A 25,333-nucleotide genomic window follows, 5' to 3' on the forward strand; every position below is an offset into this window, starting at 1 on the left:
ACGCGGCGGAAACGGAAACGAGGGTGGGGCGGACCGATTCGGTCCGCCCCACCCTCGTTTCCGTCGTCCTGTGCCGTCGTCCCCTTGCCGGTCGTCCCATGCCGCCGGACAACCCGGACGACGGCCCGGACTCAGATACGGACCTGGACCGCGCGGGACAGGCGGTCGTGCAGACCACGCCCGTCGCGGTCCCAGACCAGGGCGGGGACGGCCAGGCACAGCAGCAGGCTGCGGACGACGACGCGCCCGAAGCCGAGCCGGCCGCCGTTCTCGGCGACGACCCTGATGCCCAGGACGCGCTTGCCGGGCGTGCTGCCGATGGTCCCCACGGTGAGCACGCTCAGCACGAAAAAGACGCCGAGGGCCCAGTTCCCGGCTGCCTGCTGGTCACCGCGGGCGAACAGCCCGTACGCGATCAGCATGCACAGGGCCCAGTCGATGAAGAGGGCGCCGAAGCGGCGGCCGAGCGGCGCCACGGACCCCGGCCCGTCCTCCGGCAGTCCGAGCCGCTTGCCCCGGTAGCCGAAGTCGACCCCCATCTCCTCGGCCGCCGCGCGCGGCCCGGAGAGCCACGATCCGATTACTTGCCTCTTGTCCACTCGACCACGGTACTGCGCCCGCCCGCGGCCCCGGCCGGGCGGGTCCGCGCACCTGCCGAACAGGCGAGAGGCACCGCCCGCACCCGGCCCGGTTAACTTCTGCGAAACAAATGGGTCATGATTGAGAAATCCGGTCTGCCTATGGTCGGGACCAGCGCGTGCCACCGCACTGGCCGCACGATGGGCTACAACCCCGTCCCTCCCGGGCCGGGAGTAGGAGGAGTTGGATGTTCCAGAACGCCGACGACGCGAAGAAGTACATCGCGGACAATGACGTCAAGTTCATCGACGTCCGGTTCTGCGACCTGCCCGGAGTGATGCAGCACGTCACGGTCCCGGCGGCGACCTTCGACCCGGCCGACGACCTCGCCTTCGACGGCTCGTCGATCCGCGGCTTCCAGGCCATCCACGAGTCCGACATGGCGCTGCGCGCGGACCTGTCGACCGCCCGTGTCGACCCGTTCCGCCGTGACAAGACCGTCAACATCAACTTCTTCATCCACGACCCGATCACGGGCGAGCAGTACAGCCGCGACCCCCGGAACGTGGCCAAGAAGGCCGAGGCGTACCTGGCCTCCACCGGCATCGCCGACACCGCGTTCTTCGGACCCGAGGCCGAGTTCTACGTCTTCGACAGCGTCCGCTTCCAGACGTCGTCGAACGAGAGCTTCTACCACATCGACTCCGAGGCCGGCGCCTGGAACACCGGCGCGCTGGAGAACAACCGGGGTTACAAGGTCCGCTACAAGGGCGGCTACTTCCCGGTCCCGCCGGTCGACCACTTCGCCGACCTGCGTGCGGAGATGTCCCTGGAGCTGGAGAAGAGCGGCCTGGAGATCGAGCGCCAGCACCACGAGGTCGGCACCGCCGGCCAGGCCGAGATCAACTACAAGTTCAACACGCTGCTCGCCGCCGCCGACGACCTGATGCTCTTCAAGTACATCGTGAAGAACGTCGCCTGGCGCAACAACAAGACCGCGACCTTCATGCCGAAGCCGATCTTCGGCGACAACGGCTCCGGCATGCACGTCCACCAGTCCCTGTGGGCCGGCGGCCAGCCGCTCTTCTACGACGAGCAGGGCTACGCGGGCCTCTCGGACATGGCCCGCTACTACATCGGTGGCATCCTGCAGCACGCCCCGTCGCTGCTGGCGTTCACCAACCCGACGGTGAACTCCTACCACCGCCTGGTCCCCGGCTTCGAGGCCCCGGTCAACCTGGTGTACTCGCAGCGCAACCGCTCCGCCGCGATGCGTATCCCGATCACCGGCGCCAACGCGAAGGCCAAGCGCGTCGAGTTCCGCGCCCCGGACCCGTCGTCGAACCCGTACCTCGCCTTCTCCGCGCTGCTGATGGCCGGTCTCGACGGCATCAAGAACAAGATCGAGCCCGCCGAGCCGATCGACAAGGACCTCTACGAGCTGGCCCCCGAGGAGCACGCGAACGTCCAGCAGGTCCCGACCTCCCTCCCGGCCGTCCTGGACGCGCTGGAGGCGGACAACGAGTACCTCCTGGCCGGCGGCGTCTTCACGGCCGACCTGATCGAGACCTGGATCGACTACAAGCGCACCAACGAGATCGCCCCGATCCAGCTGCGCCCCCACCCGCACGAGTTCGAGCTGTACTTCGACCTGTAAGAAGCGAGCCGGGCGGCTTGCGCGGGGGGCGCAGCACCCGCTGTGACCGCCGGGCCGATCGACAGATTTGCCGGAAGCTCCGGCGAGGGCCGCTACCCCATGGCCGGGGTGGCGGCCCTCGCTGCCTTGTCGAGGCGCTGTGTGCGGCGGCAGGGTGATCCACGTGAGAGTCCGCTGTTCGCCGGACGGGTGACGGTGCGGACCGGAGCCCGCGCCCCGGGGTACGGGGGCGGGCTCCGGGTGATGGGCGGATGGGCGGACGGGCGGGTCGGCGGACGTCCGTCAGCGGCCGTGGCGGATCAGGGAGCGGACCATGCGGCAGGTGGTGTCGGACGGCGGGTGGATACCGATGCGCTCGGCGGTGGCGCGTATCCTGCGGTCGGTCGCGGTCGACGGATAGTAGACGCCCGTGTCGAGCAGGGCGATCGCCAGGCGCATCGCCTTCAGGCGGCGGTTGTGGGTGACGTACCACTCGCGGGGCCGTCCTGCGGGGAGCGGCTTCTTCCGCAAGGGCTTGTGGTACTGCTCGGTCGTGACTGCGGCAACGGCCATGGGCATCCTCCTGGCACGGTCGTGGAACCCTCACGAACTCCCTCCATTTTACGGCCCACCACTGACAATCGGCCCTGGCCAGCGGCACTTTGAAGGGTTTCTCCCGTACCGTTGGCACCATGGAGATCTGGATCAATCCCGCCTGTTCGAAGTGCCGCAGCGCGGTGAATCTGCTCGACGCCGAAGGTGCCGAGTACACCGTCCGCCGCTACCTGGAGGACGTGCCGTCGCCGGACGAGATCCGGGACGTGCTGGACCGGCTCGGGCTGGAGCCGTGGGACATCACTCGTACGCAGGAGGCGGAGGCGAAGGACCTCGGGCTCAAGGAGTGGCCGCGCGAGGCCGGTTCGCGGGAGCGGTGGATCTCGGCGCTCGCCGGGCATCCGAAGCTGATCCAGCGGCCGATCATCACGGCCGACGACGGGACCGCCGTCGTGGCCCGTACGGACGAGGCCGTACGGGACGCCCTGGGGCGCTGAGGAGGATGAGGCGCTGAGGAGAGGGGGCCACCAGGCCATTGGCCGGGTGCCGGCCCTGGCCGAGTGTCTCGGGCACCAGCGCGCCACCGGGCACTGACCGGGGCCGGGTGCGCCGGTGGCCGCGCCCGGCTTCCCCCGTCCCCTGCCCCTGCCGCGCCCGGCAGCCCGCGGCCCCGCCGCCGCTGTGGCGTCCCCCGCGCCCGCCCGGTACCGCGCCCCTCCCCTACCGCTTCCCCGCCTGTTCCTCCGCCTCGGCCAGCAGTTCCGTCAGGCGCAGCCCGAACCGTACGTCGCACGGGTGCGGCTCCCCCGTGCGCGCCGAGTCGACGAGCGCGTCGACGGCCGCCCGGAACGAGCCGACCGCGTCGCTCCATCGCGGCAGGGTGACGACGCCCTGTTCCCCGCGCAGCTCGATCTCGGTGCCCACCGCGCCCACCGGCGCGCCCAGGGCCAGGGTCACCGTGCTGGAGGCGCCGGAGGTGTGGCGGAGGATCAGGTGCGTGGTGTCGGCCCGGCCGCGGGCGGCGGTCAGCCGGGTCACATCACCCAGCACCGGGATCAGGACCGACAGGACGTGCGGGCCGACATCCCACAGTCCGCCCTTCTCGCGGCGCCAGGGCGAGGCCGCGTACTCGTTGGCCGTGTCGGGGGCGTACAACGCTCCGATCCATTGGGCGCGGGCGGTGAACCAGTCGTCCACGGCCGCCTGTTCGTCGATCCAGGCGGCGGTGGCGGGGGCGAACCGCAGGGTGCAGAAGACGACGGAAGCGACCCCGGACTGTTCCACGGCCCGGGCGACCTCGCGGGCTCCCGCGACGCTGGTCGCGACCGGCTTGTCGAGCAGCAGGTGGCGCCCGGTCGCCGCGGCGCGGGCGGCGAGATGGGCCTGGACGTCCGGCGGCACGGCGAACGCGATGGCGTCGCTGGCCGCGAAGAGCTCGTCGAGGCCCGTCTCGTCGCTGTACGCCGTGGTCCCGTGGGCGGCGGCCAGCGCCTCCGCCGCCTCGGGGCGGCGGCCCCACACGCCGCTCAGGACCACGTCGGGGTGGGCGGCGAGGGCGGGTGCCTGTGTGTTCCTGGCCCAGGGGCCCGTGCCGACGAGGCCGACGCGCAGAGGAATCGGGGAATGTGTCGTCATGGGGCAAGTCTGCCCGGTCCCCCGTTCCGGACCCGTGCCGCGGCGCCCCGAGCGTGCCGCCCGGACCCGTATCGCGGTTGGCACGGGGCGAGGTCGCCGGTTACGTTTGCGAGGCCGGCCGCGGGACTCCGGCCGCGACTTCCGGGACTTGCCTCTGAAGCAAAGATTTCGCTGTTCGCGCCCCCATTCCCCGGCCGGCGCCTCGCCGCTTCCGCGTACGGTGGCGCGCGACACCACGGGGGAACCATGACGGACACGTACACGAGCACGACCGCGTCCCTGGCCGCGGCCGGGGACTCCGGCACGGGCGCCGGCCTCGTCGCGGCGGAGGACGTGCTCCTCTTCGTAAACGCGGCGATCACCGCCACCGGCCGGCGCGAGTTCCGCTCGACGGCCGAGCAGCAGCGGCTCTCGCTGGACTTCCTCCACGCGTACGTACGGATCAACTACCGCCGGGTGTACGCCGCCGCGCTGGCCCTCGACATCAACGACCACAACGCCGTGCGCATCGTCCAGGGGCTGTTGGAGACCTCCGCCGAGGCGACGGCGGAGGAGAAGCGGGCCGAGGGGCGGCTGATCGCCGCCCGGCTGGCGAAGCTGCCGCCGCAGCGCGTCTACAAGCTGTTCCGGGCGCTGCGCACGGCCGGGGTGAACAACCGGCGCACCCGCGCGATCATGCGCGACTGGCTGGCCGCCCGGCCGGATCCGGCGCACGACGCGGTGAAGTACCGCACCGGTCTGAGGACGGCCGCCCGCCACGCACACTTCCGGTTCGGCTCCGGCTCCGGCTCCGGCTCCGGCTCCGGCTCCGGTGAGAACGACGAGGCCGGTGAGGTGGGGGACTTCCTGTTCCGGCCCGGCCGGCGGCCCCGCTACCGGCACCCGTTGCTCGACGCGTGGCGGCGCGCCCACTACGAACAGGGCGCCGTCGCGGAACTGCCGTTCACCGTCGCCGAGGGATTCGCCGCCCGGCACGGGATGAAGCGCGAGGTGTTCCTGGAGCGGATGATCCCGCGGATGACCCGGCTGGAGCGGCTGCGGAGCGTGGAACGGCTGCGGGCCTCGGGGCGGCGCGGCCCCTCGGCGCAGGCCCCGCTGCCCGTGGACGTCGATCTGACGGTGATGCCGCTGACCCGGCTCGCGCTGTACGTGCTCTCGCTCGGCTTCGACGTACGGTCGGCGCACCGCGTGGAGCTGACGCGTGCGCTGCGCGCCGCCGCCCGGCGTGCGGCGGGTCCGCAGGCCGGGAGCTGGGGGAAGGTGGCGGGCGTGCTGGACGACAGTTACTCGTCCTCCGGGTCGAGCGAGACGCGGCGCCGCCCGCTCGCCGTGGCGCTGGGCTGCCACTTCCTGCTGGAGGCACTGTCCGCTCCGGGCGCGTACACCGGGCTGTGGACCTCGGGCGGCACCGATCCGCTGCTGGCCAGGCCCTGGGGGCCGACGCCGCTGGGCAGCCGTGTGCTGGACGCGCTGGAGCACGGACCCGACCGGCTGGTCATCGTGTCGGACGGCTGGGACAACGCCCCGCCCGGTCTCGCGGGCGAGGTGCTGCGGGTGTGGCGGACCCGGCTCGATCCGGACCGGCGCACGGCGGTGGTGCACGTGAACCCCGTGTACGACGCGGACGGTTTTGATGTGCGGCGGCTCGCCGGGGAGGTGCCCACGGCCGGCATCCGGGACGGGGAGGACCTGCCGGCGCTGGTGGAGATCGCCCGGTTCGCCGAGGGGCGCAGCGGGGCGGACGCCCTGTACGCCTATCTGGACCGCCGGGTCGAACGATTCGTCGGAGGACGTCCCGTGACCGTCCCTGTCCCCGTCCCTGCCCCTGTCCCCGTCGCCGGTTCCGCCGCCGACGCCCGTGGGACGGACGGCGCCCGGCGTACGGGGGACGTGTCGTGAACCGGCTCGAACCGACCGGGCTCGTCACCCGGCCCGCCCAGGTGTGGGGCGGCATCCGGCTGGTGCCGCTCGTCCGCGAGGAGCCCGTCGAGGGGCTCCGGCTGCACCGCGAGGTCTACGCGGGCTCCGCGGCCGGCGTCGTCGACGTCGGTCCGCGCACGCACTACATCTCCTACATCCCGCACGGCTTCGTCGCCGACTGGTCCGGCGAGGGGGCACAGACCGCCGCGTACGGGACGCAGCTCGGTCCCGGAGCGGACGACGCGTCGCGGGACCGGCCGCCCCGGACCGTACGGCTCCAGCGCGGCCGTCATCACCGGATGGCCAAGCGGCAGCCCGGCGACCGGCTGCGGTTCCTGCCGCTGCACCTCGCCCTGGAGGGGTATCTCGCCCTGCACTTCGGGGGCCCCTCGGTCGCCTGGGAGGAGTGGTCGCGCCAGGCGCTGCGCGACGGGCTCTCGCCGCGCGCCGAGAGCGCGTACATGGGGTGGTCGGTGCACGGGCTCGGTGACGCGCTGCGGACCTTCGAGATCCATCCCGGCCAGTGCGGGGTGATGGTGTACGCGGCCGACGCGCTCGCCGCGGCGTTCGTGGTGCCGCATCCGGACGACTACCGGCTGCTGCACGGCTCGCTGGTCCAGGACATGTACGGGGAACTGGTCCACCACTACGCGCTGTACGGCGGACCGGTGGCGGAGTTCGCCGCGCGGATCGCCGACGGTCCGCATCTGCGGACGCTCGCCGGTCTGCGGGCGGCGGCACGGGATCAGGAGCGGGCCTGGGCCGAGGCGCACGACACGGTGTTCGCCCGTGAGCTGCTGGACACGTCGTACGCCTTCGACCGGGTGTACCGGATGGGGTCGTTCACGCTGTGGCGGTTCCTGCCGCCGTTCCGGCTCGACGGGGACGGCCGGCACATCGGGGAGACGATCACCGATCACAAGGGGCGGGTGGCGTACCTGAAGACGTTCCGGCTGTCGGACGCGCAGATCAGGCGCGGCCATCTGCTGCACCGGCTCGCCGCCGCGGACTGGCGGCTCGCGGGCGCGGCGGCGGCCCTGGGCACCAGTGAGCAGGAGCTGCTGCGCCGGATCCGGTCCGCCGGTTTCGAGTCGCTGCTCAGGCACCGGGCGCCGGGCGGAATCCCTCGGTAGCACCGGGTCCGCCCTCGCGTTTCCCCGCTGACACGGGTTCACACCCGTCCTCCTGGTAACACCCGACTGTCCCGGTCACACCGATTACCCAGGTAACACCCGATTGTCGCGGCGCCATCGGGCTCTTTCGGTAACACCGGGTTCACATACGGGCAACGGACGGGAAATCGCGGCTTGCGACTCTGAGGACGGCAGAAACCCGACCGCACCACCGCAGGACCCGCAAAGGATGGCTTCCGTGACGTTCAAGGCCGAGTACATCTGGATCGACGGCACCGAGCCGACCGCCAAGCTCCGCTCCAAGACGAAGATCATGGCCGCGGGCGCCTCGCGGGAGGTGGCGGAGCTGCCGCTCTGGGGCTTCGACGGCTCCAGCACCCACCAGGCCGAGGGACGCTCCTCCGACCTGGTGCTCAAGCCGGTGTTCTCGTGTCCGGACCCGATCCGGGGCGGCGACGACATCCTCGTCCTGTGCGAGGTCCTCGACATCGACCTGACGCCGCACACCTCGAACACCCGCGCCTCGCTGCGCGAGGTGGCCGAGCGGTTCGCCGGTCAGGAGCCGATCTTCGGTATCGAGCAGGAGTACACCTTCTTCGACGGCCACCGTCCGCTCGGCTTCCCCGAGGGCGGTTTCCCCGCCGCGCAGGGCGGCTACTACTGCGGCGTCGGCGCCGACGAGATCTTCGGCCGCGACATCGTCGAGAAGCACCTCGACAACTGCCTGCGGGCGGGGCTCGGCATCTCCGGCATCAACGCCGAGGTGATGCCCGGCCAGTGGGAGTTCCAGGTCGGTCCGCTGTCCCCGCTGGAGGTCTCCGACCAGCTGTGGGTCGCCCGCTGGCTGCTGTACCGCACCGCCGAGGACTTCGACGTGTCCGCGACCCTGGACCCGAAGCCGGTCAAGGGCGACTGGAACGGCGCGGGCGCGCACACCAACTTCTCCACGAGGGCGATGCGCGAGGGCTACGAGGCGATCATCACCGCGTGCGAGTCGATGGGCGAGGGCTCGAAGCCGATGGACCACGTGAAGAACTACGGCGCGGGCATCGACGACCGTCTGACCGGTCTGCACGAGACCGCCCCGTGGAACGAGTACAGCTACGGCGTCTCGGACCGCGGCGCCTCGGTCCGCATCCCGTGGCAGGTCGAGCGCGACCGCAAGGGCTACATCGAGGACCGCCGGCCGAACGCCAACGTCGACCCGTACGTCGTCACGCGGCTGATCGTCGACACCTGCTGCACCGCGCTGGAGAAGGCCGGCCAGGTCTGATCCCAGCACGGCCCGCCGCCTCCCCCGAGCCCGGCGGGCCGTCGTCGGCCGCACCTTTCCGCCGCCCGGTCCGTTCGTTCCCGCACCGGCCCCGGTCTTCGCCCGCGCTCGCCCCCTGCTCGTTCCCGGTGCTCGCCCTCCGGCCGTTCCCGGCTCGTTGTCAGTGGCGTGTGTCAGGGTGGGCGCATGCTCGACATCAAGGTGGAGACCGAGAACCGGCAGAACCACACCCGCGTTTCGGAACAGGCGCTGAGCGACCTCGTGCACCGGATCGGCGGCGAGGACGACCACTTCCTGGTGGTGCAGCGCATACCCGACATCCCGGGCACCTACGTGCAGGTGTGGCACGAGCACGGCGGCGACTACCAGCTGGAGCACCGCTCCGGCGGCCCCGCCACACACTGCCGGACGATGATCGGCTCGCCGGAGCGGGTCGCCGAGCTGATGGCCCGTTGGGCGCGCGAGGAGCCGGAGTGGGACGCGGGCATGGCGTGGGAGAGCGCCGGAATGCCGGAGGAGGAGCCCGTTCCCGAGCTGCCCGCGGAGATCCGGGAGCAGTTGGAGGAGCGGGTGCGGGTGCTGCTCCGCTGCGGTTACGGCACGGTGGACGAGCTCGCCGAGGCGGCGGAGGAGTACCTCGTGGAGGACGGGGTGAGTCCGGTGACCGGGGCGCAGGCACAGCGATTGGTGGAGCGGCTGTGGCTGGAGCGGGTCGAGGAGCAGCGGGGGTGGTCGGACCTGACCGACGCGGACCGGCTGGAACGGGCGTTCGCCGCGCTGGACGAGCGCGGGATCACGGCACGGGAGCACTTCTCCTGCTGCCGTGCGTGCGGGCTCGGCGAGATATACGACGCCGGGCACGAGGACGCGCGCGGCTTCGTCTTCTTCCATCTCCAGTGCACCGAGAGCGCGGCGGCGGGGCAGGGACTCTCGCTGTACTACGGCGGGTTCGACGAGTCGGAGGAGACGACCACCGCGGTCGGCCGTGAGGTGGCGGCGGCGCTGGAGGGAGCGGGGCTGACGGTGAAGTGGGACGGTTCGCCGGACCGGGCGATCGAGCTGTTCCCGCTGGACTGGCGCAAGCGCCTCGTGGGGTGACGCGGGGTATACGGGGAGGCCGGGGCCGTCGGGCCGGCGTCGGAGTGTCGGATCCGTGGCCGGGAGTGAGGAATCCAACACCGGGGCCGGTACGGACGGGTGGCGGACGCCTGCTGCGTCGTCGCGTTCTCTGGTTGAATGGGGCCATGGCCGGTATCCAGTACACCTCGACGGGTCGCAGCGACCTCGAACCGTTCTGGCCTTCCCGTCAGCACCACGACTTCGACAGGGTGTGTTGCCGCGCGTCGAACGCGCAGGCCCTCTAAAACCGCTCACCGCGGCCTTCGGTCCGCGCGCAAGCAAAGTCCGTCCGTCGACGACTCCTTCGCGCGAAAGAGCTGACCTCATGAAGAACAGCCGTACCCTGTCCGCCGCCACCGCGGCACCGTCGGCGGCCAATGCCGCCGCCTCCTCCGCCCGTTCCCTCTCCCCCAACCGCCAACGGCTGCGCGCCGTCGATCCCGACGAGGTCGTGCAGCTGGCCGATGTGGCGGAGTTCCTGCCGCCGGACGCCACCTGGCTGCCGGCGCCCCAGCACACCGTCCCGGCGCTGCCGGGCCGGCCGCCGATGGTCGGTTACCTGGTGCTCGTACCGGCCGATCAGCAGCCGCCGGCCGCGACCGCCGCGGCCCGGTACGTGGTGCCGTCGCCGGTGGACGAACCGGCCGCGGGTCCGGTACGCGTCGATCCTTCGCAGCGCACCGCGACGGTGGGCGGGAGGTCGCTCGACCTCACCTTTCTGGAGTTCGAGCTGCTCGCCCATCTCGTCGCGCATCCGCACCGGGTGCACACCCGCGACCACTTGGTGACCACGGTCTGGGGCTACGGGCACGTGGGCGACGGGCGCACCGTGGACGTCCACATCGCCCGGCTGCGCCGCAAGCTGGGCGCCGAGCACCGGCGTTCGATCCAGACGGTGCGGCGCGTCGGGTACAAGTACGCCCCCTGAGACCGGGAGCGGGACCGCGCACGGGGCCGTCCCGGTCCGGGTGTCCACCGGACCGGGACGGCCCGGGCCGATGGCCCCGGGCCGGGAACGGTCGAGCGGAGTGACCATCGCACGATCCGTTCGTTCTGCTGAACGTGCGCCCACTGCCCGAGATACCTTCCACGGACGCCCGGGCCGACGCGGGGCGGGCCGGGGCCGCGCTCGTCGAGCACTACCCGCGGCTGGCCCGGCTGGGATATCTGGTGCTGCCGCGGTCGCTCGGCCGTCATCGGCGGGTGCTGACGGCGCACGCCCTCGCCCAGCGCGCCCTGCTGTCGGCGCACCGGACGGCGGACGCGGACCGCTCCGGGGTCCCGTCGCCGCACCTGCCCGGCGATCCGATGGTGCCGGAGGATCCGCTCCACACGTGCGCCCGGGGGCTGGTGGTGCGCGCGGCGCTGGAGGCGGAACGGCCGTGGCACCGCCTCCGGACGGCGGCGTCGTTGCCGCAGGTGTGGGGGCTGCGGCTGGTGCCGCACTCGGGGGGATCGGACGAACTCGCCCTGGAGCACGCCCTGTCGGAGCTCTCCGGCGCGGGGCGCGCCGCCTGCGTCCTGCGCGGCCTGGAACGGCTGCCCGACACCCGGGTGCGACGGGTGCTCACCACCGCCGGGGTGGCGGACCCGCACGCGGCGCTCGCCGAGGCGGACGGTGTGCCGACGCCTCACCGGCTGCTCGATTCCCCGGAGTTCGACCCCTGTGCGCTCCACGTCCGCCCCCCGGACCTGCCGCGCCGCCACCAGTACACGAAGGCGGCGATGGCGGCCGTGGCGGCGCTGCTGGTGTGCGGGGCGCTGCTGGGTCCGCCGGGCCACGACCAGGAGCGCGACACCTCCCCCGCACGCCCGCGCGTCCCCGGCCCCGCGGACGAACGGGCCGTGGATCCGGATGCGTCGCTTCGCACGAGGAGCGGCCGGTGAACTCCTGACAGCGGGAACTGCGGCCACCGCCCGCGGGGCAGGGCCGCGCGCACCGGCTCCGTGTCCGCGCGCAGGCCCGGCCCGCATGAACCCCTCTGCCGGCACCCGGTCCGTACGGGCGCTCCGCACCGGCCCGGTGTCCGGGCACCGCGAGGAAATCGTCGTACGACCCCTGTCACATCGACGTACCCGTCAGTACATTGACGTCATGTCTAATACGCAGCCGGCGCCGGTCGCGTCGGAGCGGACGCCGCTCAAGGCCCGCAAGGTCTCCTTCGCCTGGGACGAGACACCCCTGCACTGGGTACCGGGCGACCCGTTCACCACGCACACCATCAACGTGCTGCATCTGCTGCTGCCCGCCGGGGAACGCTGGTTCGTCCACGTGTACCGGCAGGTCCTGCCGTACATCCACGACGAGCGGTTGCGCCAGGACGTCCTCGGGTTCATCGGACAGGAGGCCGTGCACTCGCAGGCCCACGACGACGTGCTGCCCCACCTGAAGCGGCTCGGTCTGGACCCCACGCCGTACACCGCGCAGATCGACTGGTTCTTCGAGAAGCTCCTGGGCGACCGGACACTGCCGCCGGGCCGGGCCCGGAAGTGGTGGCTGATGGAGCGGGTGGCGATGATCGCGGCGATCGAGCACTACACCGCGTTCCTGGGCGACTGGGTGCTGAACGCCGAGGAGCTGGACCGGCGCGGCTCCGATCCGACGATGCTGGACCTGCTGCGCTGGCACGGCGCGGAGGAGGTCGAGCACCGCTCGGTCGCGTTCGACCTGTTCATGCATGTCGACGGCGGCTACCGGCGGCGGGTGCGGACCTGGGCGACGTGCTTCTCCGCGCTGTTCTTCCTCTGGCAGCGCGGCGCGCGCTTCTTCATGGAGAACGACCCGACGCTGCTGGACGGCAAGGCGTCGTTCAAGGAGTTCTACGTCAGCGGCAGGCAGGGCACGCTGCCCGCGACGGGTGATCTGCTGCGCTCCGTCCCCCGCTATCTGAGCCGCTCCTACCACCCCTCGCAGGAGGGCAGCACGGCCCAGGCGATGGACTATCTCGCCCACTCGCCCGCGGCGACGGCCGCCGAGGCCCGGACGACGGGGGGCCACTGACCATGCCGCTCCCCCTGCCCCGCGCACGCACCGCCCTGCTCCTCACCGGCGCCGCGCTGCTGGCCCGGCGTGCCGTGCGCCGCCGCGTCCGGCGCTCCCCGCTGTGGCCGCTCCCGGCCCTGGAGACCCCGGTGTCGGGGCACTCGGGCCGCCGCTCCACCACCACCCACCGACTGCTGATCACGGAACGCGCCTCACCCGCCGAGGGCGTGGTCCTGCTCCGTCTGGAGGGCGCCGGTCTGCCGGCCTGGCGGCCCGGCGCGCACCTCGATCTGCTGCTGCCCTCCGGCCTGGTCCGGCAGTACTCGCTGTGCGGGGACCCTGCCGCCGCCGACACGTACACGATCGCGACGCGCCTGGTGGAGGACGGCCGGGGCGGCTCGCGAGAGGTCCACGAACGGCTCCGCGCGGGCGACGAGGTGGAGGTCCGCGCCCCGCGCAACCGGTTCCCGCTCGTCGACGCCCCCGCGTACCTCTTCGTCGCGGGCGGCATCGGCATCACCCCGATCCTGCCGATGCTGCGGTCCGTGGCCGCCTCGGGCGCCGACTGGCGGCTGCTGTACGGCGGACGGTCCCGTGCCTCGATGCCGTTCCTGGACGAGATCGAGAAGCTGGGCGCGGGGGGCGGCCGGGTGACGGTCGTCCCCGCCGACGAGGCGGGCCACCCGGACGCGGCCGGGGCCCTGGCGGACACGGCTGAGGGCACGGCCGTCTACTGCTGCGGCCCCGAGCCCCTGATGGACGCGGTCGCCGCCGCCCTGCCGCCCGGCCGCACCCTCCACCTGGAGCGCTTCGCCCCGGCGAGCACGTCGGCGGCCGGTTCCGGTCCCTTCGAGGTCGAACTGCGCCGCTCCGGCCGCACGGTCCACGTGGCGGCGGACCGGTCGGTGCTGTCCGCGGTGCGCGAGGAACTCCCGCATGTCTCCTACTCCTGCGAACAAGGCTTCTGCGGTACGTGCCGGCAGAGCGTCCTGGAAGGCGAGGTCGATCACCGCGACGAGCTGCTGACGGACTCGGAACGGGACGACTCGATGCTGATCTGCGTGTCCCGGTGCCGGGGAGAACGGCTGGTCCTGGACCTGTGACGGCAGCGGGCCGGCCGTCGCCCCGGGGATCGGCGGCGGACCGGCCCGCCGCCTCCCACCAGCCCCCGTCCGGTGCCGTGACCGGCGGCGTCGGCCGCGACGGGGGCAGACGCCGCCGGTCACGGCACTGGGTACGCTGTCCACCATGACGACCGGGGTGCGGCGCAGGATGGGCGTCGAGGAGCGCAGGCGGCAACTGATCGATGTCGCACTGGAGTTGTTCAGCCACCGCGCCCCGGACGAGGTGTCGATCGACGAGATCGCGGCCGCGGCCGGGATCTCGCGCCCCCTGGTCTACCACTACTTCCCCGGGAAGCAGAGCCTGTACGAGGCGGCGCTGCGGCGGGCGGCGGACGAGCTGGCGGCGCGGTTCGTCGAACCGCGTGAAGGACCGCTCGGTCAACGGCTGTTGCAGGTGATGAAGCGGTTCTTCGACTTCGTCGACGAGCACGGCCCGGGGTTCTCGGCCCTGATGCGGGGCGGGCCCGCGGCGGGCTCGTCGACGGCGAACGCGGTGATCGACGGGGTGCGGCAGGCGGCGTACGAGCAGATCCTGGCCCATCTCGGCGTCGAGGTCCCCCCGGCACGGCTGGAGTTGGTCGTGCGGTCGTGGGTTTCGCTGGCCGAGTCGACGGCGCTGATCTGGCTGGACGGACGGCGTGTCCCGCGCGAGGAGCTGGAGACGCAGCTGGTGCACGACTTCGCGGCGCTGGCCGCGGTGAGCGCCGCGTACGACACCGAGATGGCGGGCATCGTGCTGCGGGTGCTCGCGCAGGAGCCGGCGGACGGGCCGTTCGGCGAGCTGCTGGAACGGCTCTCCGCGCTGGCACCCGCCGTACCGGTCGCACCGGCCGTTCCCGCGCAACGCCCGGCGCCCACCGCGACGGACCCACGGACCGGCGCCCCGTGACGAGCCCGCGGCCCGGTACGCCGTGACGGCCCGGCGCCCCGGCTCGGCACGTCGTGACGGGCTCGCGGCCCGGCGTTCCGCGGCACGCAGGCGTCCGGCGCCCGCGCGCTACATCAGCAGTTCGCCTTGGAGCGCCGCCGCCAGACCGACCTCCGCGTTGTCCGCCCGGCCCCGCTCGAAGGCGCGCTGGAAGGCGGCGTCGCCGACGGCCTCGCGGGCCCGGCGTTCGCACGCCTCGCGCAGCGGGCCCAGCTCGGGGGTGCCGCGCTGCGGGTGGCCGACCATGCGCCAGTAGACCTGGCCCGTGCCGTACACCCGGGCGGCGCGGGCACCGGCGCCCTGGGCGGCGATCGCCGCGGCCAGGATGTCCAGCCCGAGCGCGATGCCGAAGCGGTCGCGCAGGCGGTGCTTGCCCGCGAGCATCGCGCGGGCGTGGGCGGCGGACGCCTCGGCGTCGCCCCGCAGCAGGGCGATCAGGGCGAGCTGGTAGTCGACGTAGCTGCGGGTCCAGCGCTCGTCCTGGGCCTCGCAGACGGCGCGCAGGTTGCGGGCCGCCTCGGCCGCCTCGTCCAGTCGGCCGAGGCTGGTCAGGGCGAAGACGGTGATGAGGCGGCAGCGCAGCCGGTAGGCGGCTTCGAGCCGGGTCCCGGCGTCGGCGACGCGCAGGACCTGGTCGATCCGGCGCAGGCTCGCCTCGGGGCGGCCGGTCATCAGATGGGTGAGGCCGCACAGGTAGGCGGCGGCGAGGATGCCCTCGTGGGTGCCGTCCCGGGACGCGGACCGGGTGCACTCCCGGCCCAGGCGGCGGGCGGCCGGGTAGTCGCCCTGGAGCATGACGGTCATGCCCAGCACCCACAGGGCACGGGTGCGGTGCGGGCCCTGTTCCGGGCCGGCGTCCAGGGCGCGCCGCGCGTAGTCGCGGGTCTGCGGCAGATGGCCGCAGCAGCACCAGAAGAAGCCGATCCGGCCCGCCATCTCCTGGGCGGCCGCGGTGTCGTGGACCAGCAGATGGTCGAGGGCCGCGCACAGGTCGGCGTGCGTCTCGGCGATGCGGTGGTACCAGATGATCTGGTCGTCACCGGTCCAGCCCGCGTGGGCCCGGCGGGCCAGACCGAGGAAGCAGGCGGCGTGCCGGTCGGCGGCGGCCCGCTCCTCGCCCAGTTCGGCGAGCCACATCCGCCCGTACTCGCGGATGGTGTCGAGCATCCGGTGGCGTGCGCCGTCCCGTCGGACGACGGACTTGGCGACCAGGCCGTTCAGCGCCGCGGTGACCCCGTCCGCGGTGAGCGGTCCGTCGGCGCAGACCTCGCGGGCGGTGGCCTCGTCGAAGTCGCCGCGCAGGACGGTCAGCCGCGCCCAGAGCAGCCGCTCCAGAGGGGTGCACAGTTCATGGCTCCAGCCGATGGCGGTGCGCAGGGTGCGGTGGCGCGGCGGCAGGACCGTGTCGTCGTCCGGCACGTCGAAGCGGGTGCGGATCCGGGCGGCTACCTGCTCGACGCTCTCCCCGCCGAGGGCCCCGGCCGCGAGTTCGATGGCGAGCGGAATGCCTTCGAGACGGCGGCAGATCTCGGCGGCGGCCGCGGTGTCGGCGGGTGCGTGGAGGGTGAGTCCGGGGGCCGCGGTCACGGCCCGGTCCCGGAACAGGGTCAGTGCGTCGCCCGCGCCCTCGACCGGCAGCGGCTCGACCTCGACGAGCCGTTCGCCCCGTAGACCGAGCGGCTGCCTGCTGGTGGCCAGCACGGTGAGGCCGGGCGAGGTGGTGAGGACCTCGCCGAGCAGGTGCGCGCTGGCCGGGAGCAGGTGTTCGCAGGAGTCGAGGACCAGCAGCAGTTCCTTGTCGGCGAGCCATTCGCACAGCGCGTCGATGGGCATGCGCAGGGTGTGGTCGGAGAGCCCGACCGCGTCGGAGACGGTCGCGATGAGCAGGCTGTCGTCGTGCAGCGGGGACAGGTCCGCCCAGCGGGCCCCGTCGCGGTACGCGGAGGCCGCCTGTCGTGCGGCGCGGGCGGCGAGCCTGGTCTTGCCGACGCCTCCGCTTCCGGTGAGGGTGGTCAGCCGGTGAGCGGCGACGGTGCGTTCGAGCCCGGCCAGTTCCGCTTTCCGTCCGACAAAGCTCGTCGTCTCCTCGGGGATGTCGCTCGCCATGGTCACCGTCACTGAAACAGGTGGACCGACCGGCTCCGGCCCCTGGTCCGTACGCCCCAGGCATGGGAGGGACCTGGGGTACCGGAGAAGGGGCCGGGACCGGCCGGGGGTGGGAAGGGCGTGCCGGAGGGTGCTCAGGTGCGGCACTCGCCGACGGCTGCCTGGTGCCCAACCTAGTACTGTCGCGGCTCAGTTCTGGGCGAACACCGCCACCGTGCGTCCCGGAACGGTGAAACTTCCTGAACTTTGCTCATACGTCGACTTCTTGACGGTAGGATCGGCGCCTTTCGCCTGGACAGGGTGCAGGGCGAACCGTTTCCCCGCCAGCGCCGTGACCGTCTGCGTCGTGGTGCCGGGGGTGGCGTTGAAGACGACGAGCAGCCTGCCGAGGCGCATGGTGATCACGCCCGGCGTCTCGTCCTTCCCGGAGAGCGGGAAGGACAGGGCGGACCGCACCCGCGCGGCGGTGGCGAGGCCGAAGTCCCGTTCCGTGGCGCGGATGGTCAGCAGGTCGCGGTAGGCGGCCGAGGCGCCCTCGATCTGCGCGCACCCCGGCCGCAGCGCGGCGTCGGCCAGCAGCGGCCGGGCGTAGGACCACTTGGACGCGTTGTCGGCGGCCGGGGGCAGTCCGCGGCCGAAGCCGTTGCCGTCGCGGCAGTCCCAGTGCAGGGCGTTGAACCAGTCGCCACTGTCGTACGAGTTGCGGTCCAGGGACTTGGAGCGCAGCAGGTCGGTGCCCGCCTGGGAGAGCGAGGGGCCCTGCGAGAGGGCGGCCGTCGCCATCGCGAGGACCTGCGCGCGGGCCCGGTCCGCCGCCTTCGTGCCCGCCGGGAGCTTGAAGGCGAGCGCGTCGTACAGCGACTCGTTGTCGTGCGCGTCGACGTAGGCGAGGGCGTCGCCGGGGGCGGCCGCGTATCCGGCGGGAGCGCCGTTGTAGTCGACCTCCGAGCCTCTGACGGCACGGCCCGAGGAGTCGGTGAAGGTGTAGTCGGCGAGGCCGCCGGTCAGGCCGACCTTGATCAGGTCCTGGTAGTGCAGCAGCCGGGCCCTCTGCTCGGCCTTCGTGCCGTTGGCCGGTGAGGTGTTGGGGTCGGTGTACAGACCGCTGGCGAAGCCCTGCACGCCCGGGTCCTCGTCGAAGGGGCCGCCGCCGCGCACGGCGTCGCGGGCGCGGTCGGAGAAGGTGGCGATGCCGGTGCCGGCCATGTTCTTCTGCGTGGCCTGGACGAACCGGGCGTCGTCGGCGACCTCGCCGAAGTTCCATCCCTCCCCGTACAGGACGATCTTCTTCCCGTCGACGCCGTCCTTCGCCACGGTCAGCGCGTCCAGCGCCTTGCGGACGGCGAGGATGTTGGACCTGGGGTGGTGGCCCATCAGGTCGAAGCGGAAGCCGTCGACCTTGTACTGCCGGGCCCAGGTGACGACCGAGTCGACGACGAGCCGGCCCATCATGGTGTGCTCGGGCGCGGTGCCCGCGCAGCAGGTGGAGGTGGCGACGGTGCCGTCGTCCAGCAGCCGCTGGTAGTAGCCGGGCACGATCCGGTCGAGCACGGACTTGTCGTCCTGGCCGGCGGCGACGGTGTGGTTGTAGACGACGTCCATGACGCTGCGCAGGCCCGCGCCGTTGAGTCCCTGCACCATCCGGCGGAACTCGACGGTGCGCCGGGGGCCGTCCGGGTCGGAGGCGTAGGAGCCCTCCGGGACGGTGTAGTGCAGCGGGTCGTAGCCCCAGTTGAAGCCGTCGCGGGCGGCGGCCGCGGCCACGCACGCCTGCTGCTCGGTGGAGTCGGGGGCGTACACCGACAGGTCGCAGGCGGGTTCGGTGCGGTCGGACCTCTTCTCGGGGATGGTTCCGATGTCGAAGGCGGGCAGCAGGTGGACGTAGTTGGTTCCGGCGTCGGCGAGCCTCTTGAGGTGCTTCATGCCGTCGGAGCGGGTGTCGGTGAAGGCGAGGTACTGGCCGGGGTGTGTCGAGGTGCGGTCCGCGATCGAGAAGTCGCGGATGTGCAGTTCCTGGATCCGGGCCTCGCGCAGCGGGACGGCGGCGGGCTTCCTCAGCCCGCTCCAGCCCTCGGGCGCGAGCCGCGGGTCGTCGAGGTCGACGACGAGGCTGTGGACGGAGTCGGTGGTCAGGGCGGTGGAGTAGGGGTCGGTGACCTTGTTGGTGACGAACTTCCCGACGGTGGGCGCCCAGACGTCGACCACGTAGCGGTAGGGCTTGCCCGTCCACTTCTTCGTGCCCGTGACGGACCAGACGCCGGTGCGGTCGTCTCGGCGCATGGGGACGGTGCGGCCGTCGAGTTCGAGGGCGACGGTACGGGCGGTGGGCGCCCACACGGACAGGGTGGGGCGGCCGTGGTCGAACACCGGGCCGAGCGGGGCGCCGGCCGCGTGCTTCCCGTACAGGTCGTCGAGCACGCCCGCGGTCTGGACGCCGGTGGCCGCGAGCAGGGCGCCGTCGGCGGCGCGCTGGGTGGCGATCAGCTGGCCGCGCAGCGCGTCACGGACCCGGTCCCGGTCCCGGACGTCGACGGTGAACGCCGGGTGGTCCTTGAGGTTCGGGTGCGCGGCCTTCTGCGCGTCGGTCAGCGCGGAGGGGGTGAGCCGCAGCCACTGGCCCTCGTCGGAGAGCGCCCCGTCGACGACGGAGAGGGAGCCGCTCGGTGCGTGGACGAGCTGCTGGCTGGTGGCCTCGGTGGCCTTCACCTTCCATACGACGGTGTCGGCGTCGATCCACTGCGCCTCGGCCTTGCCGAGGTCGGGCGCGGGTACGCCGCCGGCCTGGGGCAGCAGGTAGCCGGGGGTGGCGCCGAGCATCCAGACCTCGTGCCCGTAGGTGGCGATGTCGAGCGACTGGTCGCCGGGGAGGTCCTTCTCGTCGCCCTTGTGCAGGATGTAGCCGAGCGAGGTGGCACCGTCGGTGAGCGGTACCTCGAAGGTGGCGCCGGAGGCGTCCTTCTTCACCGGCTGGAGCGGCTTGGCCCAGTCGGTGGGGTCCTTGGCACCGGTCCAGGTGTGCAGCCCCCAGCCGTCGTAGTCGCCGTCGGGCCGGTAGTAGTGCAGTACGGCCTTGGTGGTGTCCTGCGGCGGGTAGGCGCCGTCGGGTGCCGTGTCGGCCTGGCCGTCCTCGCCCTGCTCGATCCAGACCTCTCCGGTCTTCGCGAGGTCGACGGTGCGCCGCGGCCCGTCGACGGTGCCGTCCTTCTCGACGGTGTACGCGAGGGTGGACGCGTCCTGGTCGGGCTTGAGCCAGGCGAAGGCTCCGTACGCGTCGCGCCCGACGAAGCCGGCCGTCGCGTCGCCGGACCTGAGCTTCCAGCCGTCGTAGTCGCCGTCCGCGCGCCGGTAGTGGACCACGGCGTGGTCGCGCTGGACGGCCACGGGCTTCGTCTCGGCGGGGGCCTGTCCGGCGGTGGTCACGGCGAGGGCGCTCGCGGTGCGGCCTGCGCGGTCGACGACGACCGCCTTGTAGCGCAGCGGTGTTCCGGCCGCCGCCTTGCCGTCCAGGTGCTGGGTGACCTTGTACGGGGCGTGGTCGGCGGAACCGAGGGTGACCCACTTGCCGTTGCCGGTCTGGGCGGCGAAGACGACGCGGTTCAGCTGTCCGCCGTCGACGTCGGCGGAGAGCTCCACGGTGCCGGTGGCTCCGGCGGCGGGCGCCTTCAGGGTGATCGAGGGCCTCGTGGCGGGGTCGGCCATCGGCTTCTCGGCGCGCAGCACGAGGCTGGAGAGGGCGGGCACGGTGACCGTGATCTTCTTGTCGGCGCCGCTGCGGACCGTCCCCGAACCTCCGTACAGCGTACGGAAGTTCATGTCGGGCGATGCGGTGGGAAACTCGACGGTGCGCGGGACGGTGGCGTTGTTGGTGGCCACGAGGTACTCGTTCGGCTTCCCGGGGTCCGTGCGGGAGAAGGCGTGGACGGAGCCCTGCGCGTACCGCTCGGTCTGGACACCGTCGCGCAGTGCCGGGTTCTTCCTGGTCAGTTCGGAGAGCGCGGCGATGCTCCGGTACAGCGGGTGGCTCGGATCGTACGCGTCGTCGGCGTGGGTGCGGTCGGTGCCGATCCGGTCGTCGTCGAGGTAGTCGGCGGTCTTCGAGGCGAACAGGGTCTGGCGGGCGTCCTTGTCGCCGCCCGCTCCGGTGAAGCCCTGTTCGTCGCCGTAGTAGACGACGGGGTTTCCCCGGCCGAGGAACATCAGCTCGTTGGCGAGCTCCGCGCGCCGGACGAGTTCCGCGTCGTCGGCCTTCGGGTTGTCCTGCCTGAGGAACGTCCCGATGCGGCCCATGTCGTGGTTGCCGAGGAAGGTGACCTGCTCGTAGGCGTTGGCCTTGTCGGTGGTGTAGCGGTAGTCGTCGGCGAACACCGCCGCGAGCTTCGCGGCCGGGGCGCCCTGCGAGGCGTACTGGCGTGCCGCTTCCTGGAAGGGGAAGTCGAGCGTCGCGTCGAGCCGGCCCCGGGTGACGTAGGGCGAGGTGACGGCGGTGTCGGCGGAGTAGACCTCGCCGAACATGAAGAAGTCCGCACGGCCGCGCTCGGCCGCGTAGGCGTCCAGGGCCGTGGCCCACTGGGTCCAGAAGTCCAGGGCGACGTGTTTGACGGTGTCGATCCGGAAGCCGTCGATGTCGAAGTCCCTGACCCACTTCTCGTAGATCTTCTCCATGCCGGAGACGACCTCGGGCCGCTCGGTCCACAGGTCGTCCAGCCCGGCGAAGTCGCCGTAGGTGGCGGACTCGCCGGCGAAGGTCGAATCGCCGCGGTTGTGGTACATCGTCGGGTCGTTGAGCCAGGACGGGACCTTGTTCCCGGTGTTCTCGGGCGTGTACGGGAACGAGTCCGCGTCCACCTTCGCGAGGCCCTCGGCGTCGTCGAACGGGCGGCCGTCCCTGTCCAGGTACGGGTAGGCGCCCTTCGGCCGGTAGCCGTAGGTCTTCTCGGCGTAGTCGACGGTGTCCGCGGTGTGGTTGGTGATGACGTCGAAGAAGACCTTCATGCCCTTGGCGTGGGCCCTGTCGATCAGCTTCGACAGGTCGGAGTTGGTGCCGAAGTGCGGGTCGACCTGGGTGAAGTCGGTGATCCAGTAGCCGTGGTAACCGGCGGAGGCGTCCTTGCCGGTGCCCTGGACGGGGCGGTTCTTGAAGATCGGGGCGAGCCAGATGGCGGTGGTGCCGAGGCCCTTGATGTAGTCGAGGCGGTCGGTCAGGCCCTTGAGGTCGCCGCCCTGGTAGAAGCCCTTGTCCGTGGGGTCGTAGCCGGTCCGGAGGCGTGAACCGGTCAGCCCGCCGCGGTCGTTGGAGGGGTCGCCGTTGGCGAACCGGTCGGGCAGGACGAAGTAGAACTGTTCGCGCGTCAGGTCGTGGCGGGCCGGTTCGGCGGCCAGCCGGGCGTCGGAGGGCGGGGCCGGGGGTCCCGGTGCGGCGGAGGCGGAGGCCGCCGGGACGAGCGGGAGGAGCGCGGCGCAGAGCGCGGCCGCGATTCCCCGTCCGAGGAGGGAGCGGGACACGTGCGGATTCTCCTTGCGTGTGCTGTGGGAATCGGGGGACGGGGCGGGGCCCCGTCGGCGGCGCGCGCCGGTCCGGGGCGCCCGGGTGTGCGGGGCGCCCCGGACCGGTCGGCCGGGTCAGTCGCCGCAGGTGCGGGCGCCCACGTGCAGGGCGACGGCCGTGTCGGCGCCGAGCGTGGCGGTGAAGCGGCCGGAGGAGTCCACGGTGACGCGCCTGCCGGACTGGACGTCGCAGTAGTCACCGGCGGGAAGCGAGGTCTGGAAGGTGCGGGTGAGCGGGGAACCCTCGTGGTTGATCGCGACGTACGCCCGGGCGCCGCGGCCGAACGCGATCCGGTTGCCGCCGTCGTCCCACCAGTCGGTGACGGGCTCGCCGCGCGCGGTGTTGCGGAGGGCGACCATGGAGGAGATCTCCGGCCAGGCGTGCTGGCACTTCCAGCCGTCGCGGTAACAGGCGTTCACCGTACCGCCGCCCGGCGGCCCGGCGTCCTTGTCGGACCACTCGTACCCGGAGTGGACGTCGGGCGAGCCGTACGGCCAGGCCAGCATGAAGACATGGGCGAGGGTGTACGCGGCGCCGTCCTTGTAGCTGAGCGTGTCGCCGCCGCGTTCGGTGTCGTGGTTGTCGACGAAGACCGCGGCCGTCGACGAGGGCATGAAGGCCCAGCCCTCGCCGTAGTTCTTCAGATACGCGAGCTTCTCGCCGGTGAGGACCCGCTTGAGGCCGCGTGCGTAGCGGAACTCCTGGACGTCCCCGTTGCCGGCGTACTCCTCGGGCTGGACGGCCTCCCCCGCCCCGTGTATGACCTCCTGTTTCCAGTAGACGTCCGGGTCGCTCAGCCGGGACTTGATGGCCGCCAGGTCGGCGGCGGGCATGTGCTTGGCCGCGTCGATGCGGAAGCCGTCGACGCCGAGCGAGCGCAGGTCGTCGAGATAGCGGGCGATCGTGCCGCGGACGTACTCCTCGCCGGTGTCCAGGTCGGCGAGGCCGACGAGTTCGCAGTTCTGGACGTTCGCCCGGTCCCGGTAGTCGGTGACCGGCGCGGTGCAGTCGTCCATGTCGGGCGCGGAGTACAGGCCGGGGTAGTCGTACTTCGTGTACGAGGTGCCTCCGGTGCCGGAGCCGGAGCCCGCCGCCATGTGGTTGATGACGGAGTCCACGACGACGCCGACGCCCGCTTCGTGGCAGGCGCTCACCATGGCGGCGAAGGAGGCGCGGTCGCCGAGCCGCCCGGCTATCCGGTAGCCGACGGGCTGGTACGAGGTCCACCACTGGTCGCCCCGGATGTGTTCCTGGGGCGGTGAGACCTGTACGTGGCCGTAGCCGGCCGGGCCCAGGGACTCCTTGCACGCCCGGGCGACGGAGTCGAACTTCCACTCGAAGAGAACGGCGGTGACGTCCTTGTCGCCGGGCGCGGACGCCTCGGCGGTGCCGGCGGGGGCCATGAGGACGGTGGCGCCCGCCGCCAGGGCGAGCGCCGCGGACAGGGGTCCGCGCAGTGCTGTACGTGCCATGTTTCCTCCTGTTGCGGGGAGAAATGCGGGTCACGGTGCCGGGTGCGGGATCAAGGGCCCCGGCCGGAACGAAGGCCGGAACTCAGGCCGGGCCGACCGCGGCGGTCGACCCCCGTACCACCAGATCCGGCTGGAACACGTACTCCGTGCGCTGCACCGGGCTGCCGCCGATCTCCTCCAGCAGGGCGCTCACCGCCGCCCCCGCCATCGCGCGCACGGGCTGGCGCACCGTCGTCAGCGGCGGGTCGGTGAACGCGATCAGCTGCGAGTCGTCGAAGCCCACCACCGACACGTCGCGCGGCACGTGGAGCCCGCGGTCCCGGGCGGCGCGCACCACGCCGAGCGCCATCAGGTCGCTGCCGCAGACGATGCCCGTGCATCCCCGGTCGAGCAGCGCGCCCGCGGCCACCTGGCCGCCCTCGACGCTGAACAGGGTGGTGCAGACGAGGAGTTCGGCCTCGGCACGGTCCATGCCGAGGAGGTCGGCGGCGGCCTTGACGAAGCCGTCGCGCTTGCGGCGGGCCGGTACGTAGCGCTGCGGACCGATGGCCAGGCCGACCCTGCGGTGGCCCAGATCGGCGAGGTGGCCGACGGCCATCCGCACGGCCGCGACGTCGTCGGGCGAGACGAACGGGGCGCTGATCCGTTCGTTGTAGCCGTTGATCAGGACGAACGGGACGCCTCGGTCGACGAGCGCGGCGTAGCGGGCCGGGTCGGCCGAGAGGTCGGCGTGCAGCCCGGAGAGGAAGACGATCCCGTCGACGCCGCGTTCGACGAGCTGCTCGACGAGTTCGTCCTCGGTGGCGCCGCCGGGCATCTGGGTGCAGAGCACCGGGGTGTAGCCGTGTCCGGCCAGGACCTGTTCCACGGACTGCGCGAACGCCGGGAAGATCGGGTTGGTGAGTTCGGGCGTCACCAGTCCGATCAGCCCGGCGCTGCGCTGCCGCGGCCGCGCGGGGTGTTCGTAGCCCAGGACGTCCAGCGCCGCGAGCACCCGCCGACGGGTGGTGTCCGCGACGCCGGGCTTCCCGTTGAGCACCCGGCTGACGGTGGCCTCGCTGACCGCCGCCCGTCCGGCGATGTCCGAGAGTCTCGGCGCACCGCCGGTCCCGGGGCCTCCCTTCCGGACCTTGCCGGGCTCGCGGGGACTGGCACGCACATCTGCGGCGTTGTCGTCGGTTTTTCCCAAGGTCTCGGCTTCGCTCGACCTGGGGGAGACCCCGTCCGCGCCGCGTGGGCTCCTTTCTCCGCCTTGCGGCCGCACGCTCCGGTCCCCGCTCCCCGATCCGGCCTGATCCGGACGAGAGGCCCTGGCCAGGGGGGTC

17 protein-coding genes and 1 pseudogene are annotated in these 25,333 nt (G+C 72.5%); 11 read left to right on the plus strand and 7 right to left on the minus strand.

Annotation, left to right across the window (positions count from 1 at the left end; all coding sequences use genetic code 11):
* Positions 1–131 precede the first annotated feature (131 nt).
* Positions 132–599: an RDD family protein gene (locus AB0E67_RS07835; protein ID WP_362022383.1), complete on the minus strand. Its 468-nt coding sequence runs from the start codon at positions 597–599 to the stop codon at positions 132–134.
* A 227-nt stretch (positions 600–826) separates the two neighbouring features.
* Here AB0E67_RS07835 and glnA point away from each other — a divergent pair, with 227 nt between their 5' ends.
* Complete coding sequence (gene glnA / locus AB0E67_RS07840; RefSeq protein ID WP_362022386.1) at positions 827–2,236, plus strand: type I glutamate--ammonia ligase; 1,410 nt, start codon at positions 827–829, stop codon at positions 2,234–2,236.
* A gap of 282 nt (positions 2,237–2,518) precedes the next feature.
* Here glnA and AB0E67_RS07845 read toward each other — a convergent pair whose 3' ends face one another.
* Positions 2,519–2,788 (minus strand): hypothetical protein, encoded by a 270-nt coding sequence (locus AB0E67_RS07845; RefSeq protein ID WP_351524374.1) that lies wholly within the window; start codon positions 2,786–2,788, stop codon positions 2,519–2,521.
* A gap of 119 nt (positions 2,789–2,907) precedes the next feature.
* Here AB0E67_RS07845 and AB0E67_RS07850 point away from each other — a divergent pair, with 119 nt between their 5' ends.
* A complete protein-coding gene (locus AB0E67_RS07850) occupies positions 2,908–3,267 on the plus strand; it encodes an arsenate reductase family protein (RefSeq protein ID WP_351524373.1) in 360 nt (119 codons plus the stop codon).
* A gap of 223 nt (positions 3,268–3,490) precedes the next feature.
* Here AB0E67_RS07850 and AB0E67_RS07855 read toward each other — a convergent pair whose 3' ends face one another.
* Positions 3,491–4,405: a Gfo/Idh/MocA family oxidoreductase gene (locus AB0E67_RS07855; RefSeq protein ID WP_362022388.1), complete on the minus strand. Its 915-nt coding sequence runs from the start codon at positions 4,403–4,405 to the stop codon at positions 3,491–3,493.
* Positions 4,406–4,651: 246 nt separating this feature from the next.
* Here AB0E67_RS07855 and AB0E67_RS07860 point away from each other — a divergent pair, with 246 nt between their 5' ends.
* From AB0E67_RS07860 to AB0E67_RS07900, 9 genes are all read left to right on the plus strand, one after another.
* Positions 4,652–6,304 (plus strand): hypothetical protein, encoded by a 1,653-nt coding sequence (locus AB0E67_RS07860; protein ID WP_362022391.1) that lies wholly within the window; start codon positions 4,652–4,654, stop codon positions 6,302–6,304.
* Positions 6,301–7,458, plus strand: a complete 1,158-nt coding sequence (locus tag AB0E67_RS07865) for a hypothetical protein (protein WP_362022392.1) — start codon at positions 6,301–6,303, stop codon at positions 7,456–7,458. The genes AB0E67_RS07860 and AB0E67_RS07865 overlap by 4 nt, the downstream gene beginning before the upstream one ends.
* A 238-nt stretch (positions 7,459–7,696) precedes the next feature.
* Positions 7,697–8,731, plus strand: a complete 1,035-nt coding sequence (glnII, locus tag AB0E67_RS07870; protein ID WP_351524369.1) for a glutamine synthetase — start codon at positions 7,697–7,699, stop codon at positions 8,729–8,731.
* A 186-nt stretch (positions 8,732–8,917) separates the two neighbouring features.
* Positions 8,918–9,829, plus strand: coding sequence for a helix-hairpin-helix domain-containing protein (locus tag AB0E67_RS07875; protein WP_362022394.1), 912 nt, complete (start codon positions 8,918–8,920; stop codon positions 9,827–9,829).
* Between the two features lie 346 nt (positions 9,830–10,175).
* The gene (locus AB0E67_RS07880) at positions 10,176–10,778 is read left to right on the plus strand and encodes a winged helix-turn-helix domain-containing protein (protein ID WP_362022396.1); all 603 of its coding nucleotides are present in this window, start codon (positions 10,176–10,178) and stop codon (positions 10,776–10,778) included.
* Positions 10,779–10,912: 134 nt separating this feature from the next.
* The gene (locus tag AB0E67_RS07885; RefSeq protein WP_362022399.1) at positions 10,913–11,737 is read left to right on the plus strand and encodes a hypothetical protein; all 825 of its coding nucleotides are present in this window, start codon (positions 10,913–10,915) and stop codon (positions 11,735–11,737) included.
* A gap of 208 nt (positions 11,738–11,945) precedes the next feature.
* On the plus strand, positions 11,946–12,851 hold the full coding sequence (locus AB0E67_RS07890) for a metal-dependent hydrolase (RefSeq protein ID WP_362022401.1): 906 nt from the start codon (positions 11,946–11,948) through the stop codon (positions 12,849–12,851).
* 2 nt (positions 12,852–12,853) lie between these two features.
* Complete coding sequence (locus tag AB0E67_RS07895) at positions 12,854–13,936, plus strand: PDR/VanB family oxidoreductase (protein WP_362022404.1); 1,083 nt, start codon at positions 12,854–12,856, stop codon at positions 13,934–13,936.
* 145 nt (positions 13,937–14,081) lie between these two features.
* Positions 14,082–14,846: a TetR/AcrR family transcriptional regulator gene (locus AB0E67_RS07900; RefSeq protein ID WP_362022407.1), complete on the plus strand. Its 765-nt coding sequence runs from the start codon at positions 14,082–14,084 to the stop codon at positions 14,844–14,846.
* 108 nt (positions 14,847–14,954) lie between these two features.
* Here AB0E67_RS07900 and AB0E67_RS07905 read toward each other — a convergent pair whose 3' ends face one another.
* The 4 genes and pseudogenes from AB0E67_RS07905 to AB0E67_RS07920 all read right to left on the minus strand — a co-directional run bounded on the left by AB0E67_RS07905 (position 14,955) and on the right by AB0E67_RS07920 (position 25,167).
* Complete coding sequence (locus AB0E67_RS07905; protein WP_362022410.1) at positions 14,955–16,991, minus strand: NB-ARC domain-containing protein; 2,037 nt, start codon at positions 16,989–16,991, stop codon at positions 14,955–14,957.
* 189 nt (positions 16,992–17,180) lie between these two features.
* Positions 17,181–22,493, minus strand: coding sequence for a pullulanase-type alpha-1,6-glucosidase (gene pulA, locus AB0E67_RS07910; RefSeq protein ID WP_362022413.1), 5,313 nt, complete (start codon positions 22,491–22,493; stop codon positions 17,181–17,183).
* Positions 22,494–22,619: 126 nt separating this feature from the next.
* A pseudogene (locus AB0E67_RS07915) lies at positions 22,620–24,008 on the minus strand (alpha-amylase family protein); the annotation flags it as partial.
* Between the two features lie 82 nt (positions 24,009–24,090).
* Positions 24,091–25,167, minus strand: a complete 1,077-nt coding sequence (locus AB0E67_RS07920; RefSeq protein ID WP_362023560.1) for a LacI family DNA-binding transcriptional regulator — start codon at positions 25,165–25,167, stop codon at positions 24,091–24,093.
* Positions 25,168–25,333 lie beyond the last annotated feature (166 nt).

It is taken from the genome of Streptomyces sp. NPDC032161, assembly GCF_040636995.1.
Classification (GTDB): Bacteria; Actinomycetota; Actinomycetes; order Streptomycetales; family Streptomycetaceae; genus Streptomyces.

Bases quoted from the DNA above. Each gene is read 5' to 3' on its own strand.
- glnA (WP_362022386.1), top strand. From the start codon at position 827: ATGTTCCAGAACGCCGACGACGCGAAGAAGTACATCGCGGACAATGAC.
- AB0E67_RS07880 (WP_362022396.1), top strand. From the start codon at position 10,176: ATGAAGAACAGCCGTACCCTGTCCGCCGCCACCGCGGCACCGTCGGCG.
- AB0E67_RS07850 (WP_351524373.1), top strand. From the start codon at position 2,908: ATGGAGATCTGGATCAATCCCGCCTGTTCGAAGTGCCGCAGCGCGGTG.
- AB0E67_RS07905 (WP_362022410.1), bottom strand. From the start codon at position 16,991: ATGGCGAGCGACATCCCCGAGGAGACGACGAGCTTTGTCGGACGGAAA.
- AB0E67_RS07860 (WP_362022391.1), top strand. From the start codon at position 4,652: ATGACGGACACGTACACGAGCACGACCGCGTCCCTGGCCGCGGCCGGG.
- AB0E67_RS07900 (WP_362022407.1), top strand. From the start codon at position 14,082: ATGACGACCGGGGTGCGGCGCAGGATGGGCGTCGAGGAGCGCAGGCGG.
- AB0E67_RS07875 (WP_362022394.1), top strand. From the start codon at position 8,918: ATGCTCGACATCAAGGTGGAGACCGAGAACCGGCAGAACCACACCCGC.
- AB0E67_RS07895 (WP_362022404.1), top strand. From the start codon at position 12,854: ATGCCGCTCCCCCTGCCCCGCGCACGCACCGCCCTGCTCCTCACCGGC.
- AB0E67_RS07890 (WP_362022401.1), top strand. From the start codon at position 11,946: ATGTCTAATACGCAGCCGGCGCCGGTCGCGTCGGAGCGGACGCCGCTC.
- AB0E67_RS07845 (WP_351524374.1), bottom strand. From the start codon at position 2,788: ATGGCCGTTGCCGCAGTCACGACCGAGCAGTACCACAAGCCCTTGCGG.
- AB0E67_RS07855 (WP_362022388.1), bottom strand. From the start codon at position 4,405: ATGACGACACATTCCCCGATTCCTCTGCGCGTCGGCCTCGTCGGCACG.